Raw genomic sequence first — 18,362 nt, forward strand, 5'->3', positions numbered from 1 at the left:
AGAGAATTATGGTATTTACAGAATATTTATTTGATCCTGAGAAGATCAAGGCACAGGTCGATAGCCGCACGAAAAGCTTGCGCGAGAATAAGGGATTCTCAGATTTACTTGGGTTTGGACTCAAGGTCATAAATGACCGGCTTGCAAAAGATCGTAGACGGTATATTGACTACGGACCCTATTGGCCTGCATTAAAGGACATCCTGAATGCGAACGGCTACAATTTTGGCGATCAATCAGATCCGATAGTTAAAGCCACATATCACGGCGATTCGGATGTCGAAACGCTGGTGATGGCCGATGAATTCAGAACCGAATACTTGGCAACCACTATTGTGTATACAAACCGATTCATGCTGGATGGCAAGACCGGTGAATTCTGGGTGTTGTTTGATTCCGATATGGAAGATCCCGCAGCAAAATAGCTTTTTCTCTTCATTCCTAACATCAGCTTGTCAGTTGGGGTGAGTACATCTATTTTATAGCATGAATTTCTGGGTTGATAGCTTCTACTCCTGATAATGAGGGGGCGCGCCGCCGACCGGCGCGAAGGGTATGACCCCATAGGAGGCATGCTGCCCGAATCCTAGTAGGGAAATTCTTTATCTAGACTTCCGCTTACTGCAAAACGCCTTTTAGTGGTTCTTGTTTTTTTATGCCTTGCTAAAATAGAGAAATTTGATAACTGGAAATTAGTCATATTTAACTTAAAACTTCGAAATTTCGTACTTTTTTTCAGAATATATGATAAATAAGCAGAAACTATGAAACTCCTCGTTAGGAAACTTATAGATGAAAATGTGCGAACAAATTTCCCGTTTTGATAAGAACAACAAAGAAATAATATATAACTTATTGGTTCTAAAAGGAGAATCCTTTATTAGAGGAAAAATATTAGCCTCTTATAAGGAATTCACGAAAGGAGAAAAATATAGTAATTTTTTTTTGGGTATATCGGATCAAATTGATATTTTGCTTATTTATTTTATAAACGATGAGATAAGTGCTTCTTTACCCAATCGCGGTCCTCTAATCGAATTATGTGACGAGGCGATCAATGAATATTTTAGAGATGAAAATTCTAAATGCCTTACAACTGCTATAGAAGATTTGAAAGACCTTTTTGCAAATAGAACAGAATTTGTTAGGGGGTCAAACATTTTTGACTTCAAAGTTAATACATTTTCAGTGTTTGAGCACTACGTCGTAGTTCTGTATGAAGAATTAACATCAACAAACCCCAGAAGTAGAGAAAAGGAACAAAAGTTAATTAAATTGATAGAAGACTATAACAAAGAAGAATGTAATGAAAAAAAATTGTCTTTACTCAAAAGAATTAAGGATATTAGTTTCTATATTTCTAGTAGTGAAAAAATAAATTATGTGCTATCAAGATGCAAAGGGATAGATTCGAAAAAGAAAGACATTAGACAACTTATAGACTACTATCGAAACCAAAGGAACACTGTACATAACTTGGGTATACATAAAGGAGAGTCTCTGTCAGTAACGGTTAAGGAGGGTATTGAAATAGAGCTAGAAAAAGATAAGTTCTCGTACACTAGTGATTACAACTCTGCAATATTTGCATGCAGGGAATTAATGGACATATATGAAACAATGCACACAAGTGTCACTGGAGAGGCTGTTTCCTGACAATTGCTTGCCTTGGACAGGTCCGCATGCGCTGAAATATATTTGAAGCTTTTATTAAAATCATTGATTATGTTTCTTCTAGATTAAACCTCACCATATAAGCACAAGGACTAATTTCGCAGCTTAAATAAAACTCTTGTGCATGTTTTATTAAGAGATCACACGGTTTTAGGTCCTTGCCATAAAATACTAAGTAAAAATAATATTCATGTCCGCTCTCATCAGATTCCGATACCGAACGCTCATTATCGGAGAGATAAAACCTTAAGCTTGCTTCTTTCCAGTCTCTACCGACTGATTTCACTTCGATATACCTTTCGAGTTCTGGTGCACTAAAAGAAAGGAAGTCATAACCATAGGCTGGAATGTCACGACGATCTTCTATTTTTTTAATCAGCTCTGGATATCCGAGACCTATTAACCGATTCTTCTCCCAGTTAAGCGCAAATTCTTCACTTTTTTTTCCTATAGCATCTCGGATTGCTGAGATATCCTCGAAATTAACTCTTCTTTTTGCCTTTTTATGAGGCTTTTTTACTATTGTAGAAGCAGAGGTAATCATATTGCCATCAATGAACTTGGTGTAAAGAAATGTCATAAACATTGGATTACTCCAGTCTTTGGAGATGTTATTTGTCAATTTTTTTTCTACCAACAAATGTTGGTATTCACTTACATACTTCTGTTTCGGGATTCCTATCTCTAATGCGAATTTCTCGAGATGCTCTGAACTACATACATTCAAATAAAGTTCGGGAAAATAAAGACTCAATATCTTGGCTTTGAACATTTGAGAAAGGGGATTTTCATCTATTTCACTAAAATTTTTTAGCTTGCCTGCTTTAACAAGGTTTAATAGCGCACTCTTAACACCATCAAATGCTTCTTTTTCAGTATTTCCAAACTTCTTAGTGAAACGGTATTGTTTCGCTGGATCGGATTTAGTTTTACCAAAGTAGATACCAAACTTATTTGCAGCTCCACCTTGCATGCTGGCCCATGCTTTGGTTTTTGGTTCGACATATGAACAAAATGATGTTGCGCTCTTGCCGATGACATATTCATCAAGTGAAATTTTTTTTAATCGGTTAAGCGGAAAGGCAGTTAGAAATTCCCCGCGTGCATTTGCTGCCTTGTCATCAGATTTCCTGGAAAAAATTTCTGCAAAGGCAATAAGCTCATCGGTATTTATATTTGCAGACTTGGGCATTTTCAAACTCCTATTTATAGTGTGCTGTGCGCAAATTACAATCTATTAATGAGCTTAAATAAAGTATGTGCTTATCATTCTTTCCCTCGTTCGAGTAATACGGCTGACTATAGATCATCAATATTAGCATGTAGTTTACTACTCCTGTTTTTACCGTATTGCTAGCCGACCGGCGCGAAGGGTATGACCCCGAACTCGAGAGGGGGCATGTTGCCCGTACCCTAATGCAGATATGTTTTTTTAATCCGTTTACTAGCCACAAAAACCTATTTACCTTCTTTTATGTATTTTGATTTGTCGGGCATCGGTGCTTTGTAATCTTCCGTTGAATACTGCGGCTTAGGTTTCTGGGGCGGTTTCGGTAGTGGTGGTGGTGGTGGTGTTTTTGATTGAACACTAATTTCTTTTTCATTAGACATTTCTATTATCCTTTCTTGGTTAACATTTTTTGATATTTCGGATATCGATGCTCCTGTTATTTTTATGCTGTTGATTAATGGAGTTCCTTCTGTGTACGACGTTGCAATTTTTCGAGGGGAAGATGCATCCAGGTCAAAAATTATGAATAAGATAGCCGCAAAAACAAAAGGAATCGCTCCATAGAAAACAAATAGGAGAGATTTTCTGACGATCAAGCGACGATCCTCGTTAATCTGATAATTTCTATCGGTACAAAAGCTTATAATCTCGTAAACATATATATCAAACTTTGCATTTGGGTCTGGTACCGAAATATTTTCCCCGCTTATTTCGTTATATTTCTTTATTTCATCTGAATAAACTCTTAAATTTTCTTTGTAGGCAATGATTTCCTGCGACTTCGGTAGAGTTGCATACTTATATCCTGTTAGTGCGACCCATGTCCATTTTGCTGCAATTCCTAAAAATATTAAACTTATTATTAAGCACATGTAGAATGAAACTAGAATTACGTAAGAGGATGAAAAATCAACCATCCTTGCCATATATGCGAGCAGGGCAATTTCACTTGTAAATATTGCATAGTTCAGCTGCAATCGATTGAAAACCTTATCCCTTGCGCTTAATTCATGAAAATAGAGATCCGATAAAATGTTCTTTGTAGCACTCATTTATTTATTCTTTGATATGACAAGTATTCGAATATAAGGGTTGAATTACGTTTATTTATTGTCGTTTTTTTGTATTCAAGGGATTTTGAATACCTTCAATCATATCACTTGGGAATTTTCTAACAAACCATTTCACCCTACAGATTTATATTTTGTTTTTATAACCGCTAAACTTCGGATAATTTCTATCTGGAGTCTCCCCTTGGCCAACTTCTCAAAACTTCATAATCTTTATTGGCATATCCGTTACACACGCAACAAAAGTGTTAAACGCAAATATTACCGGTATGTTTTGAAGGAAAAAAATGCCTGATTGAATCAGGCGTTGATATGGAGTACCTACGACTTTATTGCAGAGCGCTTAGTAGCCGACAAAATCAGCACGCCGAGAGTAGGTTGGTACGTTACCGAAAAGATCATTTTTTAAACAATCGATTATTAACGATATTAAATTTACTATTCTACATAATACAAAATATCTGTGATGAATACAGGTATCGCTGACTGTTTTAGGTAGAGTACTACTTAATATGATAGCTTTCTAATCTCAGGAAAAACCAACCTTAAAGCCATGCGCAAACCATTACGATTGGTGCATGGCAAATACTATCAACGGCAACGACATTCAAGACATGGTCTCTCACTGGCTCCTTGTGCCAGTGAACGGCTACCTTGGCTCATCTTACGGCCAAGACATAAAAGCACTCTTGCACAGACCGCAAGCTGACGGCGCACCCGAGGCGCTGCTACAAAAGCTGCGCGTTGATGTGCCAGTGCTTCAGGCGCTGCCAAGTGGCGCGGTCAATCTTTACAGCGTGCAAACGCCACCCGATAGACTTGATCTGGTAATTGAAGTGGCGGGGCAGGCAATAACGGTTCCAGAGGCGCGATGAAATGCTGACTAAAAAAGACTTTCAGCAAGCCATTGTAGATTCTGTAGCAGCCTTTCCAGCCGTTGCACCGTTATATCAAGCCGGTGATCCACGTATTCTGCAAAGCTTGGATGCCATGGCCACCATGCTGGCGATGTTCTCATCGCAAATCGAAACAGCGATGGCCGAACCTTTCGAGAAAGTGCGCGATGCCACTGTTCTGGCCGATGCCGCTATGCGTGGCGTAATCCGTAAAGCAAGCCCAGGGCGGATCAGAATAACCGTCAAGAATGGTAATAACACGGCTTTCACGGTCGATACCGGCAGAACAATCATTGATTCAGCAGGACTATCATACATTATCGAAACTTCGGCTGTGATCGCAGCAAATTCCACCGGCACATTCGATGCAGTACAAGTAAAACGTGAATCGATCAATCACACCGTATCTGGAAGTGCGCCTTTCTATGCTATTGAGATACCGGAATCAAGTGACGATACGTACCTAAGTGGAATTTCAGTAAGTGATACAGGTGGCGAATATGAATACCGTGAAAGATATGTCAATACATGGCCTGATGAGCGTGTTTTTCATGTTGAAGTTGATGACAGGCAGCGTATTTATGTGCGCTTCGGTCAGGATGATATTGTTGGCGTTCAGCCGGTCGATGGACAAGTTATAACACTTACCATTTCGCGCACGGCGGGAGAAATATCCCCGGCAGCCGCCTCCCCATTCTCCTTTGAATACCTGCAATCGCCAAACGAATCATACGTTGAATTGTCTCTAGCTTCGCTGTTAGACAAAGGCATAAATCCACCTGATATGACTACATTGCGTGATCTGGTGAAATACCCGTCCGTATACAACCACAATGCTGTTTTTCTGGGTGAATTCGACTTTGTTGTGCGGCGCGCATACAGCAACACCAAATTCCTGTCGATCTGGAATGAAGCTATCGAAGAGGTCGCGCGCGGGGCTGATGTTGACAACATTAATACGCTGTTCGTGGCTTGCTTGTCTGCGGATGGTTCTGAGGCTGTTTTGACAGAACCGGACCCAGAAACTCCCGTTACGCCTAATTTAATTGCTGAAATAGACTTAACCGCAACTCAGAAAGGTATTCGTAACGTCATACTGAAAGCAGATAACAGTTACCGGGTTAAATTCATGACTCCGGTGCGGTCCGAAATAGCAATGACCATAACGGCCACCATTTCCACCGCTTACATTGCCGGTGACGTTCAGTCACAGATCATTGAAACAATCTTGTCTGAATACGGTGAAGAGCAACCCGGATCAAAGCGAAGTGCGAATAAACCGCTCTATAAACGTGTTTATGCGTTGCTCAAAGAGAAAATAGCGGCATTATCCGATGCAAATGCTGACATCAAGGTGACGATTGCAAATCCGGTTGGTGATTACCGACCAGAATTATGGCGTTATGTTTCTGCAGATAGCTTGACGGTAACCGTCGCATCAGAAAATGTCTTGCCGCCGTCATGGGGTGGGTAAGTGGATTTCCCGAATGCGCAATTACCTGAACTGACACCGCTCAAGAATAGCTTTGCCGTTGATGACGTTGAAAACGATCTACGCAATCTGTTCATCGATCTGTTTGAGTCAATGATGGCGCAAAGCGCGTTTGATCTGAATGTTATCGGGGTAGGGCACCTGGGATCAATGGATTTAATCCGTAAGCTGGTAAACGTTGACGGGCTGGCATTAATCGATGGTGAAAGGGAAGAAACTGCCACCCGCTATCTGTACAAAGCGTGGAAATCACGCAATAAGAATGGGCGCGGGTTCCATTTTCTGGCCACCTATCTGCAATTGCTCTTCCCAAACGGATACGCCATTGAGCAAATGGCTCAAACCAAGGCAGGAACATACCCTAACCAGCTCTCACCTTTAAAATTAGCTGATTCAACAAAATTCTCCACAAGCCGGGTGCGAGTTGCCATCGACTCATCCAGAACAACATGGGAAAACATCGACAAAATGGCACCCATACTGAGTTCTATAATACCAGCACGCTTAATTCTTTATTTTGCGATGCTGACAACGTGGCGGAAAACCAATTACATCGGAGCCACCATGTTATCCGGGAATACAACTGTTGTTTATCCGGCTGCATCCCAGCCTACTGAATGGGAAAACATAACGCGAATAGGTGCTGCAATGATCGGAATCTCAACCAACACTATTTACCCTAAAACGTCATGAGTAGCATTTATTACACACTACTGACCAATGCTGGTGCATCTGCCATGGCTTACGCGGCTGCGCATGCCTCTGCGGTTGATCTTGCGGAAGTGGCCCTAGGTGATGGCAGCGGGTCTTTGCCTACGCATACACCCGCATCAACAACTCTGGTTAATGAGGTATACAGGGCATCCATAAATTCGATAACCCAAGATCCTGAAAATGCGGCTTGGTATATCGTTGAATTGGTTGTGCCACCGGAAGTTGGAGATTTTTGGGTAAGAGAATTCAGGATAGACGATGCTGCCGGAAACCCGATTTATATCGGCGTAACAGCGCCGGAATTCAAACCGATTTTAGCTTCAGGCATGACCAGGGATAGCATTTACCGGCTGATTGTAGAAACTTCCAATGCGGCTGAAATAACTTTGGTTATAGACCCATCAATCGTAATGGCTACGCACGCGTATGTATTAAATGCTTTGTCAGCATACATCCCGCTTACCCAAAGAGCCGCAGCCCTTGGTGTTGGCACATTGGATAGCAGCGGCAAGCAAGTGCTTTCTCAGGTTCCGGATTCAGTGGTTACTGACACTAAATTGGCGGCATTCTATAAAAACACGCGCGCCCGGCGATACTACTTTGCGAATATTTAAAAGGAGTCATATTTAATGCCATCAGGAAAGGTTTTTCACGGTCTGTTAACTATAGCCACCGACAATGACACCACGGCCACGCCTGCTGGAAAAATTCGGACGGCAACATTAGAAGCTTGCAATGACGGCGATAGTAGTGCGGTCATAAGGGCGTACATTTCCACTGACGCAACATCTTCGCAAGCAGAACTTGTGGAGCCAGGTTACTTGATACCCTCAAAAGGCGGATACATCAGGATATTTATACTAGGTCCAGGAGAAAGAATTCTTATTAACCCAAGCACCGCTAATGTGGTTGCCAGACTTACCTGTTTTGAAGAGGATCAATAATGAGAGAGACTTATGGCGGCAGCGATTCTTTAGGCTCCATCCTTGACTCAAGTCAAATCGGGGCTGGGGAGAACGTGGAAAAAAACGATTTGCTTTACTTGTGCGGAATTACTGGCAAGGGATATAAAGCGGGAATAACAGACTATGCGGCAGTTGGTCCTGTTTCATACGGAACAGCCCAGACCAATGCGGCAAGCGGACAAATCGTCGCCCAAACCTCGATTGAGGCAAGTCGGACTGATTTCAATCCAGTATGTTTGCCGGTAGTTGCAAAATCTGATGGCAGCATATTTGCGGTAGGCAACAACACTAGCGGAGTGGGAGTTAAGTTAAGCAAGCTATCATCAAAAGGCGGGTTAATTGATAGCGTCAGCGTTGTTGCTTCCGGTGGCTCTAAGAGTCATGCGATATTTGAACTCAGTAATGGCAATATTGCTGTTGTGTACGCAATAGTGGCCGGAACTGCTGATATCTATATCGCTGTTTACGATGAATTTCTTACTGAAATTAAGGCTCCAACACTGATTGCGAGTTGCCCGACGGCATCGTATTATTTTGGAGCAACAAAGATATCTGCTGGCGGTTTCGCTGTAATCTACAATGATTCCGCATCCCCTCTCTTATCAAAGATATCTGTTTTTGATAACACCGGAACTGCAACTGTAGCAGCATTTACAGTCTGGACAAGAACCGGATCATCGCAAAAGCAATATCACACCTTGGTCCAATTGTCTGATGGAAATTTGGCGTTTGCCATCTCCAGCACGAATACGGTATCTGGCATGGGGCTAAATTACGGTGTTTTTACAGCAGCGGGGGTTCAGGTTCTTGCTGCCACTCAATTGAGCGCCGTGAGTTCTGCAAATCATGCGGTAATGTCTGTTGGTGTTGGATACTTTGCTATTGCCAGGGCTGATGGAACGGATCAGAAAGCTTGGGTAATCAACAATGCAGGAACAGTGCAGGGATCTGCATTTAGTTCTGCAACAACAGCTGGCGGACCGGTTGCTGTAGTAGGTTGCAAGATTGCCGTGCTATTTGATGGATCGGATTTTTATTTGATCTGGCACAGAAACTCAGATTCAAAATGCGTGCTCACCAAGTTACCATATACTGGGACCGGGTATTTGACTGTCATAATCACAACATCGGTAACGCAATACAATTTCTTTATTTCTGCATACTATAAAGATGGTTATATCGTTGCGGCATCAATGTCAGGCACGATCTCAAACGTGGCTCCAACACTGTGGATAATAGACGTATCCAAAAGAAACTTGGTAGATGCTGCTGGAACAACCTTTGGGTCAGTTCCTGGGGTTCAAAACGACGCTAATATAGCGATCATTGATGGCAAAGACAGGGCTTTTATTTCATGCTACAGCTACGCCGACACAGCATCAACCAATTTGTGCGTTGGCAAGTGGGCGGCAACCATAGTTCTTGGTGTATGTGTTGATAGCGCTGTAAAAAATAGTGCCGTGGTTGTGGCTTTGATTGCCGGTGCCTATAAAATCAATCCAATAGGCGGATCTCGCAATAAATCCTTTGACATGACATCTAATGCAATGCTTGGAAAGAAAGGTGTAATTGTTGCCGGTGGCGCTGTCACATTTGTTTAAATAGGGAGTTAAAAAGCCATGCCGCAAATTAAGAATATAGCACTGGATACAAGCATTACTGTCAGCCAATCCCCAGTTCACATAAATGGTATTTGGGAATGTGGAGATAAGCGTTTCATTGATCCCGATGGCACACTGTATGAACCCGTGATTACCGCTGTGCCGGTTACGGTCAGCGTGACTGAATTCATGCTGCTATTCACCGCAGCGGAGCGGGTAAAAACAAGGGAATTGAGGGCAACAGACGCTACCATTAACGATTTTTGGCTATTGCTAGAGCATCCAAAAACTGAAAATGTTGTAATGGCATTGCCAGCGATTCAAGCCAGCGTTCAATATACGTTAGATGCCATTGATGAGGCAGGTGTTGAAATCGATATTCCGGCCAGAAAAGCGCAGATACTGGCAGGGCAATTGCCTGTAGCCTGACAATAACAAGCTTTAACCAACAAAACTAACCCGCTCAGGCGGGTTTTTTATTGCCTGTCAGCAAAGCGGAAATACGCCGGTTTCATCCAAAAAAACTCCATTAAATTTGCATGTAATTAATCACTTTGCAGGAGCAAATCTAATGGCAATCGAAGGTAATTATATTGTTGACCAAGCGCAGCTGACAAAACTTGGTTTCAATGACTTGACGGGGGCAAAAGTTGGCCCATTCGCAGACTCTGGCTGGTACCAGCTTGTGGCTACTGCTAATTGCTTCATCAAGGTTGTAAGCAAAGAAGCGAATGCGCTTGGTGTTGATGCGGCTGCGGTCAACGGCTTGAACGGCTGCGATCTATTTTCTGGTAACGGCGAGAAGTGGTACATCCCGAAAGGTGGGTATCTTGGAGCTATCGGATACCCAGGCAAATCAGGTGACATCAGAATTCATAAGGTGGGCACATAATATGGCTCAACTTAATGTGATTGGAACTCTCAGTGAGCAGGGGGTTGTGCGTGTTGTAAGTGGCAAATTAACAGACATGGACGGAAATGAGATACAGGTAACGGATCGCGTTGATACCTGGGCGGATCTGCAGGCGATTCCGAAAATCTCTGGCAATAATGGTCTTGGCTTGTTGGTGTCTGAGATTGGGGTGGGACCGGGATCAGTCTGGATCTATGATCATCCAACGACTAAATGGTACCCGCAGAACGGCGCTGTCGTGATGGGTAGGTTTCTTAATGTCGCGAAGGTGGGAGCTTATAACGTTAAAGAAATTTTTGGAAAAATACATTTTCCGTCATCTGGCGGAGTGTGCTGTTTGGGCGATGGCGATACCGTTAATATTCTTGAGTCTTACGACAAAACCGGTACCAATGGCGTGTATAGCAAGGGGCTTATGGCCGGGTCTGCGGGCACAGTTGGCGGTGACGTAAATATCGATTACACGGCGGGTGGATTAGCAACAAATACAAATGTTGGCGGTCTTCAGGTTTTGCAAAGATCTGGGAATACTACAATTAAAAAATTGTATTCTGCCGGGTCGAGCACTTTTAATGGTCCTACCGCTACAGGAAACGTCTCTCCAGTAACGGTCCCCGATATAAACACCAACGGTATTTATATAAGCTCGGTATTTGAGTTGGTGCATGCTTCTGATAGCGTGGTTTATGAGTACGGCGAATTTATCCTGCGGGCGGGGGTTTAAATGAGCGCGTTGGTTTCCAGGCGATCGCAACGAAATATCCCCAGAACTGGCTACAAATTAGCAAATTTATTATATGCCACAAACTGGAAAGGGTTATCGGTTGCTTCGCCCACTTTAGTAGGTGGGGCGAAAGCGACCAGGTATCCTAACGCAGCGACGAGTCTAACTCCTTATCTTATAAAGAGTTCTGGAACTGTCACAGTAACGCTGGTTGCTGATGTGGCGTTCGAAGCCGATGATTACATTCAGATGGTAGATGCTGCTGATTCTGCGAATTACATGGAAGGTAATGTTACTGAGTACAACACAGTACCAGGCAGCAAAATACTAAAATTCAATGTCCAACACTCGGGCGGATCTGATACCAAAAGCGACTGGAAAATAGGTGGCACTATACCGGTAGGAAGGAACTATACATGTAGCTTAAAGTTTGCAGGCGAAGATGCTGAAACCGGTTTTGCATTACCCACCGGCGCACCGTTCTACGCATCGGAAAATACTGGCTTTGGTGTACAAGATATTAATTGGATGGATGGCTATCCAACTAACGATACTGCCGGGGTAGCTACTTCAATAGGCACTACTTTTGAGTCAGTAGTTATTAATGACGTTATTACTACGGCTTTTGTGCTGGAGCAGAAAAAACCGGTAGCCAAGCTGGACTCTGTAGTCGGCTACAAGAAACAACAATGGGCGATGATGCAGAGAGACCAAAATCGTGTAGGTGGACTTCCTGATATCCCCAAGTTACGTATTAAGTATAAGCTTTGGGTAAATGATCTTAGCACTAAACTATCGGTAACTAACAGGCGCGTGAATCCGTTAGAAATGAAGACTATAACGGATTTTCGCTATGCCGTATCCTTTATCAAGGCTAATGCTGCCGATGCCGCAGACCCTGCGAACGGGGGAGTGTTGGAAGGTACTGTCGGATGGGAACTTTTAGTAGATAACAAGGCCAATTCATTGCCAGTCGCCCCTGAATTTTTGCGTTGGAAGAATTTCACGGTTCCGGTACCTTATGAGCAGTTCTTTACATTTGAGACTTATTGGCAGCGTTCGGCAAGTTACGCTGATGAGACAACCGGTAGGTTCCTGCTGCGAGTCATCCTGCCGGGGGAGACTGAATATACAACGGTTTTCGACATGAACGCAGAGACGGTTTCGGCTTATAATTTAGCTTGGGGAACTTCGTATGTCAACCGGCACATGGGCATAGAAGGAAGCCCAGTGCATCGCATATTTTTCTTCGGAATATACGGCAAGTTCGAGTGGGTAGCTATGAAGTTTAAATGCGCGATGTTAAAGTTCTTGGATAGCTTGATAGATTAGCCAAAGTTACCCCTGTGTTACCCGGAGTATTTTTTACCTTCTATATTTTGCTTCTAAGTTATTGTTTTTATTGGTGGCCAAGGGCGGAATCGAACCACCGACACAAGGATTTTCAGTCCTCTGCTCTACCGACTGAGCTACTTGGCCATTTGAGAAATGTCTAGACAAAAAACGGATAAACCCGCTTATTGAATGTAATAAGATTATTCGATGAGTTGGCGCGCCCGGCAGGATTCGAACCCACGACCCCTTGGTTCGTAGCCAAGTACTCTATCCAACTGAGCTACGGGCGCTAAGCACAATCTAATTACTTCCAGCTTATTTTATCAACCGGGAGATTATATCAGATTGAAGCAATTGCGGGATTCGAACTTATGCTTTTGTTACTGTATTCGATGCCTTCAAACTGTAATCGACTAAGCCGATTGTTTCTCTACAAATAATCACAATTTCTTTTTGCGGGGGCGATAATGGTGTATTTGTGGGATCTTGTCAAGATTTCCTGCTAACAGATTTCCTGCAACCGCCAGGGCAATCGGGCTTAAAGAGGCTTGAAAACAGAAACAAGATGAGGTATTAGGTTTATCATTTTGATTTCAAATGATAGAGAAACCGATAGCGTCAATTATCCATCACTTTTCAAGCATTGAAGATCCGAGAGTAGACAGGCAAAAGAAACACCAGTTACAGGATATATTTTTTATCGCCCTATGCGCTGTTATCTGTGGGGCGGACAATTGGGTAGCTATTGAAGAATTTGGCAAAGCCAAGATAGAGTGGTTCACTAAATTGCTTGGTTTGCAGCATGGGATACCCGCGCATGATACCTTTGGAGATGTTTTTGCGGCGATAGATAATGAACAGTTTGGCGAGTGTTTTTCCAACTGGGTGTCTGACTTAGCCAGTCTGACTGAAGGAGAAGTCATTGCAGTTGATGGCAAATGCTTAAGGCGTAGCATTGATAAGGCCTCAAGAAAGGCAGCTATCCATATGGTCAGTGCATGGGCGCAGCACAATAGCCTGGTTTTGGGTCAGGTTAAAGTGGACAATAAATCCAATGAAATTACGGCCATTCTCAAGCTGTTATCCCGGCTGAATATTGCAGGAAGTGTGATTACAGTTGCATGGGTTGCCAGAAAAGAATAGCTCAGCAGATTATTCAACAAGGTGGCGATTATGTCTACACCCAGATAGTTGACAATCCACAAACCCTTCGATAGTCTCCTTGTACAGATTGGATTTTGTATTTTCACGCACTCGCCATGCTCTGATTAGACTGAAGAAAACTTTGGCAAGATGCAGAATCATCACCTCACGCCTGCGTTTCTCAGTTAATCTAAGGAAATACTGAATTATTCGTCACACCGGCGAAAGCCGGTGTCCAGCTCTTTGATTTTTCTGGATTCCGGCCTTCGCCGGAATGACAAATTTAGAATAATTCAGCGATTCCCTAAGTTTTGTGCGATACGTAAATATATTTTTTTCATCTTTAACAACTACAAAAATTCGTTAATCTAAAAAGGAGAAAATGATGGGACTTAAAGGATCTAAAACAGAAGGAAACCTGAAGGCCGCTTTTGCCGGAGAATCTCAAGCTAACCGCCGTTATTTATATTTTGCAGCTAAGGCCGACGTAGAGGGACAAAATGACGTCGCTGCTGTATTCCGGTCTACCGCTGAAGGCGAAACCGGTCACGCACATGGTCATCTGGAATATCTGGAAAACTGTGGCGACCCGGCTACCGGCATGCCTTTCGGTGCTTCCCGCGACAATCTGAAAACAGCCATCGCGGGTGAAACGCATGAATACACCGACATGTATCCAGGCATGGCAAAAACAGCGCGCGACGAAGGGTTCGACGAAATCGCCGACTGGTTTGAAACGCTGGCTAAGGCTGAACGCTCGCATGCCAATCGCTTTCAGCGCGCACTGGATAGCTTAGCCGATTAATTCGTTACACGATACGATCGTTCATTGCATGGAATCATTGGGGTTTATCTAGCTATATTTCGTTGGTTAAACCCCATCCTTTAATCGAATAAATTTTCTACTCGCTGAAACCCATCTATGTCTACTCGTGAAGGCAGTCTCGAAGCACCGAAACGTCATCCCATTGACTGGAAAAATCCTGATTTCTATAACGAAGCCAGTCTAAATCAGGAAATGGAACGCGTTTTCGATATTTGCCAGGGGTGCCGCCGCTGCGTCAATCTTTGCACCGCTTTCCCACGCTTGTTTGATTTGATTGATGAAAGCGCTACCGGTGAATTGGATAGCGTCAACAAAAACCAATTCTGGGAAGTGGTCGATCGCTGCTATCTTTGCGATATGTGCTTCATGACTAAATGTCCTTATGTGCCGCCGCATGAGTGGAATATTGATTTTCCGCATCTGATGTTACGCGCCAAAGCAGCCAAATATAAAAGTCAGGGCGCCGGTTTCCGTGACAAATTACTATCCAGCACTGATTTGATGGGTAAACTTGCCACTATTCCCGTGGTGGTTCAAACCGTGAATGCCATTAACAAAACGCCAGCTACTCGCAAGTTAATGGACAGCATGCTGGGAATTCATGCCGATAGAAAATTACCTGAATACACGGCCAATAAATTCCGCTCAAACGCTAAACTCAACGATACTTTTCCGGTAAAAGATGGCGCCCGCACTCCCGGAAAAATCGCCATTTATGCCACCTGTTATATCAATTATAACGAACCAGGAATTGGCCATGATTTACTGAAAATACTGGAACATAATGAAATTCCAGCCTGTCTGGTAGAGAAAGAAGCCTGTTGCGGCATGCCGAAACTTGAACTGGGTGATCTGGAAGCAGTGGAAAAACTCAAAAATGAAAATATTCCGTATTTACTGAAACTGGCTCAAGAAGGCTATGCCATTCTCTCCGCCGTCCCCTCTTGTACATTGATGTACAAGCAGGAATTGCCGTTGCTATTTCCAGATGACGAAGCCGTTCAGGCCGTTGCTGCCGCCATGTTTGATCCGTTTGAATATCTGGCATTAAGAAACCAAGACAACCTACTCAAGACAGATTTCAAGAAACCGCTGGGAAATGTGGCTTACCATATCCCCTGCCATCAACGCGTGCAAAACATTGGCAAAAAGACTCGCGATATTCTGCAACTGATACCCGATACAACAATCAACGTCGTAGAACGCTGCTCAGGCCATGACGGCACTTGGGGTGTAAAAAGCGAACACTTTGCCGACTCGATGAAAATTGGCCGGCCGGTTTTTAAACAAATGGCTGCGTCAGATCCGGATTTTATCAGTTCGGATTGTGCCATCGCCGCACGGCATATCGAACAAGGCATAGGCGAAAGCAAAGCGCAAAAATTACACCCGCTCACTTTACTGCATATGGCTTATGGCATTGATACCGGTTTTCAGCCGCCAGCCGAATTCAACTTATCAGTCACCCCTATCACACAACCCGGTGAAAAACACATGACGTCAATAACCCGTGACAACCTGCTGACATTGGAAGCTTACGCCAAAATACGTAAAGATTTCCGCGCGCAAGTAATGGCACATAAGAAAACACGAAAAGTCGCTTTGGGAGAAAATATTACGTTGATTTTTGAGGATGAGTTGACTGTTCGTTATCAAATTCAAGAAATGTTGCACGTAGAGCGTATTTTTCAGGAAGAAGAAATCGTGCATGAGCTTGAAACTTATACGCCATTGATTCCGGATGGACATAATTGGAAAGCTACCATGATGATTGAATATCCTGACCCAACGGTGCGTGCAGCCAAATTGGCTACCATGGTAGGCATCGAAGATAAAGTGTGGGTCAAAGTTACCGGGCAAGCACCCGTGTACGCAATTGCCGATGAAGATCTAGAACGGGAAACCAGCGAAAAAACCTCGTCCGTTCATTTCCTGCGCTTTGAGCTCACTCCTGAAATGATCCAGTCACTCCAGCAAGGCACACCATTAAGCATGGGTGTTGATCACCCAGCCTATCAAGCAGCAATAGATGCCGTGGATACCAGCGTTCGCGCATCGTTGTTAAATGATTTATCTGTTGCATGAAAAGAGCACTTGCACTGACTTGCGTCTTGTTTTTGTTTGCTTGCGCTAAGCCAGCGTTCAAAGACGAATTTGAAAGCGACAAACCCTGGGTTGAACAACTGACACAACTCCCGGCTTACCCGGATGTGAAAAATCTGATGGCATTCGATGCAGGTGCTGTCAGCGATAATCAATATTTCGTCGACACAACCTCCATCAAAATAGGTGAAGATGGTGTCATTCGCTTTAGCTTGGTTATCAAGTCCTCTGCAGGCGCCTTGAATGTCGGTTATGAAGGTATCCGCTGCGCCACCCGAGAAAGAAAAGTGTATGCATTAGGTCGGAGTGATAAAACCTGGATAAAACCCCGTGTGTCGGAATGGCAAAAGCTCGACTTTGTCCGGCAATTTTATGCACAACGAGAACTATCTAGAAATATCTTTTGCCCCCACCAGCAAATCGTAAGCACCACTGAAGAAGCCATCGAGGCTTTAAAAGCAGGCATGCATCGAAGCATTTTCCGCTAGGGGTCTGAGCAATCGCTATCGCTATCGCCATTACTTCCATACCCCCTTTAATTCTGCGTCGATTTCGCGATTCACACAACACGATATTTTGACTAGAATATCTGTGAGGTTCCCTCTGTTTTTCGTCTTCCAATGGGTGAACAGTTTTATGCTATCAGCTTTTTCTTCTGTTGAGTGATTAGCCAATCATTTAGAAACCGCATTGGCGATTTATAGCCTAACGTTGAGTGCTGCCGTTTCCGGTTGTAGAGTACCTCGATGTACTCGAAACTCATGGCAGCCATCTCTGCGCGTGTTTCATAACGCAGTCCATGCACTCGCTCGTTCTTGAAGCTGTTGAACCAACTTTCGGTTGGGGCATTATCCCAGCAATTACCTTTACGGTTCATCGAACAGATCATGCCGTATTTCTTGAGCTTTCTCTGAAATTCTTTGCTGGCATATTGACTACCCCGATCTGAGTGGTGCATCAATCCTGCTGCAGGTTTCTTGCGAAACCATGCCATCGTTAGCGCATCTGTAACGATGTCTGCGGTCATGCGCGGTTTCAGCGACCAGCCAACCACCTCACGGTTAAACAGATCAAGCACGATAGCCAGATATAGCCAGCCCTCATCTGTCCATAGGTAAGTGATATCGGACGCCCAGACCTGATTAGGCGCGGCTGGACTGAAATTCCGATCCAACAGATTCGGTGCAATCGGCAGATTGTGCTTGGAGTCCGTCGTTACCTTGTAGCGCCGCTTGTGCCTTGCACGAATGCCGTTCTCTCGCATTAGACGTTCAACCCGCTTCTTGGAAGCTGGAAACCCACGGTCACGCAATTCTCTGACCATTCTCGGACTACCGTAGATCCCCTTGAGTTCGGCATGAATAGATTGGATCAGCGTCAGCATTTGAGTGTCCGTGAGGCGTTTGCGATCCGGTTTGCCACCACGCTTCCACGACCGGTATCCGCTCACACTGACATCTAATATCGTACACATCTCGGCGAGAGAAAACTCCCGTTGCTTATCAATCCAGGCGTACTTCACACAACATCTCTCGCGAAGTACGCCGTTGGAGATTCAATGGGTGAAAGCAACACTTAAATTGTATAGTTTACATTTTGGAGTGAGCTCATGAATTATCAACCCTCAAAACGAAGTTTTACGTATTATCAACAGGAAACGATGTGGCAGCTATGG

General features: G+C 43.7%; 18 protein-coding genes, 2 tRNA genes and 1 pseudogene. 16 read left to right on the top strand and 5 right to left on the bottom strand.

Features of this window, described 5'->3' with window-relative positions:
• Window positions 1-8 precede the first annotated feature (8 nt).
• Both QZ942_RS00835 and QZ942_RS00840 read left to right on the top strand, forming a co-directional pair.
• On the top strand, window positions 9-425 hold the full coding sequence (locus QZ942_RS00835; RefSeq protein ID WP_292992648.1) for a hypothetical protein: 417 nt from the start codon (window positions 9-11) through the stop codon (window positions 423-425).
• A 367-nt stretch (window positions 426-792) separates the two neighbouring features.
• The gene (locus QZ942_RS00840; RefSeq protein WP_292992650.1) at window positions 793-1,656 is read left to right on the top strand and encodes a hypothetical protein; all 864 of its coding nucleotides are present in this window, start codon (window positions 793-795) and stop codon (window positions 1,654-1,656) included.
• 67 nt (window positions 1,657-1,723) lie between these two features.
• Here QZ942_RS00840 and QZ942_RS00845 read toward each other — a convergent pair whose 3' ends face one another.
• The gene (locus QZ942_RS00845) at window positions 1,724-2,866 is read right to left on the bottom strand and encodes a DUF3883 domain-containing protein (protein WP_292992651.1); all 1,143 of its coding nucleotides are present in this window, start codon (window positions 2,864-2,866) and stop codon (window positions 1,724-1,726) included.
• A 266-nt stretch (window positions 2,867-3,132) separates the two neighbouring features.
• The gene (locus QZ942_RS00850) at window positions 3,133-3,957 is read right to left on the bottom strand and encodes a hypothetical protein (protein WP_292992652.1); all 825 of its coding nucleotides are present in this window, start codon (window positions 3,955-3,957) and stop codon (window positions 3,133-3,135) included.
• 659 nt (window positions 3,958-4,616) lie between these two features.
• On the opposite strand from QZ942_RS00850, the gene QZ942_RS00855 reads away from it, so the two are divergent.
• From QZ942_RS00855 to QZ942_RS00900, 10 genes are all read left to right on the top strand, one after another.
• On the top strand, window positions 4,617-4,850 hold the full coding sequence (locus tag QZ942_RS00855; protein WP_292992653.1) for a hypothetical protein: 234 nt from the start codon (window positions 4,617-4,619) through the stop codon (window positions 4,848-4,850).
• Window position 4,851: 1 nt separating this feature from the next.
• On the top strand, window positions 4,852-6,345 hold the full coding sequence (locus tag QZ942_RS00860; RefSeq protein WP_292992655.1) for a hypothetical protein: 1,494 nt from the start codon (window positions 4,852-4,854) through the stop codon (window positions 6,343-6,345).
• Window positions 6,346-7,056, top strand: coding sequence for a hypothetical protein (locus QZ942_RS00865; protein WP_292992657.1), 711 nt, complete (start codon window positions 6,346-6,348; stop codon window positions 7,054-7,056). It begins immediately after the preceding gene.
• Window positions 7,053-7,691 (top strand): phage tail protein, encoded by a 639-nt coding sequence (locus QZ942_RS00870; RefSeq protein ID WP_292992659.1) that lies wholly within the window; start codon window positions 7,053-7,055, stop codon window positions 7,689-7,691. The genes QZ942_RS00865 and QZ942_RS00870 overlap by 4 nt, the downstream gene beginning before the upstream one ends.
• 15 nt (window positions 7,692-7,706) lie before the next feature.
• On the top strand, window positions 7,707-8,021 hold the full coding sequence (locus tag QZ942_RS00875; RefSeq protein WP_292992661.1) for a hypothetical protein: 315 nt from the start codon (window positions 7,707-7,709) through the stop codon (window positions 8,019-8,021).
• Complete coding sequence (locus QZ942_RS00880; RefSeq protein ID WP_292992662.1) at window positions 8,021-9,643, top strand: hypothetical protein; 1,623 nt, start codon at window positions 8,021-8,023, stop codon at window positions 9,641-9,643. Before QZ942_RS00875 ends, QZ942_RS00880 begins: the two co-directional genes overlap by 1 nt.
• An 18-nt stretch (window positions 9,644-9,661) precedes the next feature.
• Window positions 9,662-10,072 (top strand): hypothetical protein, encoded by a 411-nt coding sequence (locus QZ942_RS00885; RefSeq protein ID WP_292992663.1) that lies wholly within the window; start codon window positions 9,662-9,664, stop codon window positions 10,070-10,072.
• A 142-nt stretch (window positions 10,073-10,214) separates the two neighbouring features.
• The gene (locus QZ942_RS00890; protein WP_292992664.1) at window positions 10,215-10,535 is read left to right on the top strand and encodes a hypothetical protein; all 321 of its coding nucleotides are present in this window, start codon (window positions 10,215-10,217) and stop codon (window positions 10,533-10,535) included.
• Window position 10,536: 1 nt separating this feature from the next.
• A complete protein-coding gene (locus tag QZ942_RS00895) occupies window positions 10,537-11,280 on the top strand; it encodes a hypothetical protein (RefSeq protein WP_292992665.1) in 744 nt (247 codons plus the stop codon).
• Window positions 11,281-12,612, top strand: coding sequence for a hypothetical protein (locus QZ942_RS00900; RefSeq protein ID WP_292992666.1), 1,332 nt, complete (start codon window positions 11,281-11,283; stop codon window positions 12,610-12,612). It begins immediately after the preceding gene.
• Between the two features lie 71 nt (window positions 12,613-12,683).
• Here QZ942_RS00900 and QZ942_RS00905 read toward each other — a convergent pair.
• Window positions 12,684-12,759 (bottom strand) — tRNA-Phe (locus QZ942_RS00905).
• A gap of 69 nt (window positions 12,760-12,828) precedes the next feature.
• Window positions 12,829-12,905: transfer RNA gene (locus tag QZ942_RS00910), tRNA-Arg, on the bottom strand.
• A 307-nt stretch (window positions 12,906-13,212) separates the two neighbouring features.
• On the opposite strand from QZ942_RS00910, the gene QZ942_RS00915 reads away from it, so the two are divergent.
• The 4 genes from QZ942_RS00915 (at window position 13,213) to QZ942_RS00935 (ending at window position 17,175) form a co-directional block, all read left to right on the top strand.
• The gene (locus QZ942_RS00915; protein ID WP_292992668.1) at window positions 13,213-13,758 is read left to right on the top strand and encodes an ISAs1 family transposase; all 546 of its coding nucleotides are present in this window, start codon (window positions 13,213-13,215) and stop codon (window positions 13,756-13,758) included.
• Window positions 13,759-14,143: 385 nt separating this feature from the next.
• Window positions 14,144-14,563 (top strand): rubrerythrin family protein, encoded by a 420-nt coding sequence (locus QZ942_RS00920; protein ID WP_013966504.1) that lies wholly within the window; start codon window positions 14,144-14,146, stop codon window positions 14,561-14,563.
• Window positions 14,564-14,680: 117 nt separating this feature from the next.
• Window positions 14,681-16,669, top strand: a complete 1,989-nt coding sequence (locus QZ942_RS14000; RefSeq protein ID WP_366835868.1) for a DUF3501 family protein — start codon at window positions 14,681-14,683, stop codon at window positions 16,667-16,669.
• Window positions 16,666-17,175 carry a CNP1-like family protein gene (locus QZ942_RS00935; protein WP_292992671.1) on the top strand — a complete coding sequence of 170 codons (510 nt, stop codon included), beginning with the start codon at window positions 16,666-16,668 and terminating at the stop codon, window positions 17,173-17,175. The genes QZ942_RS14000 and QZ942_RS00935 overlap by 4 nt, the downstream gene beginning before the upstream one ends.
• Window positions 17,176-17,321: 146 nt before the next feature.
• Here the strand turns inward: QZ942_RS00935 and QZ942_RS00940 are convergent.
• Window positions 17,322-18,233, bottom strand: a pseudogene (locus tag QZ942_RS00940) (IS3 family transposase); the annotation flags it as partial.
• Window positions 18,234-18,362 lie beyond the last annotated feature (129 nt).

Origin of the sequence: Nitrosomonas sp. (assembly GCF_021731985.1) — a bacterium.
GTDB lineage: Bacteria > Pseudomonadota > Gammaproteobacteria > Burkholderiales > Nitrosomonadaceae > Nitrosomonas.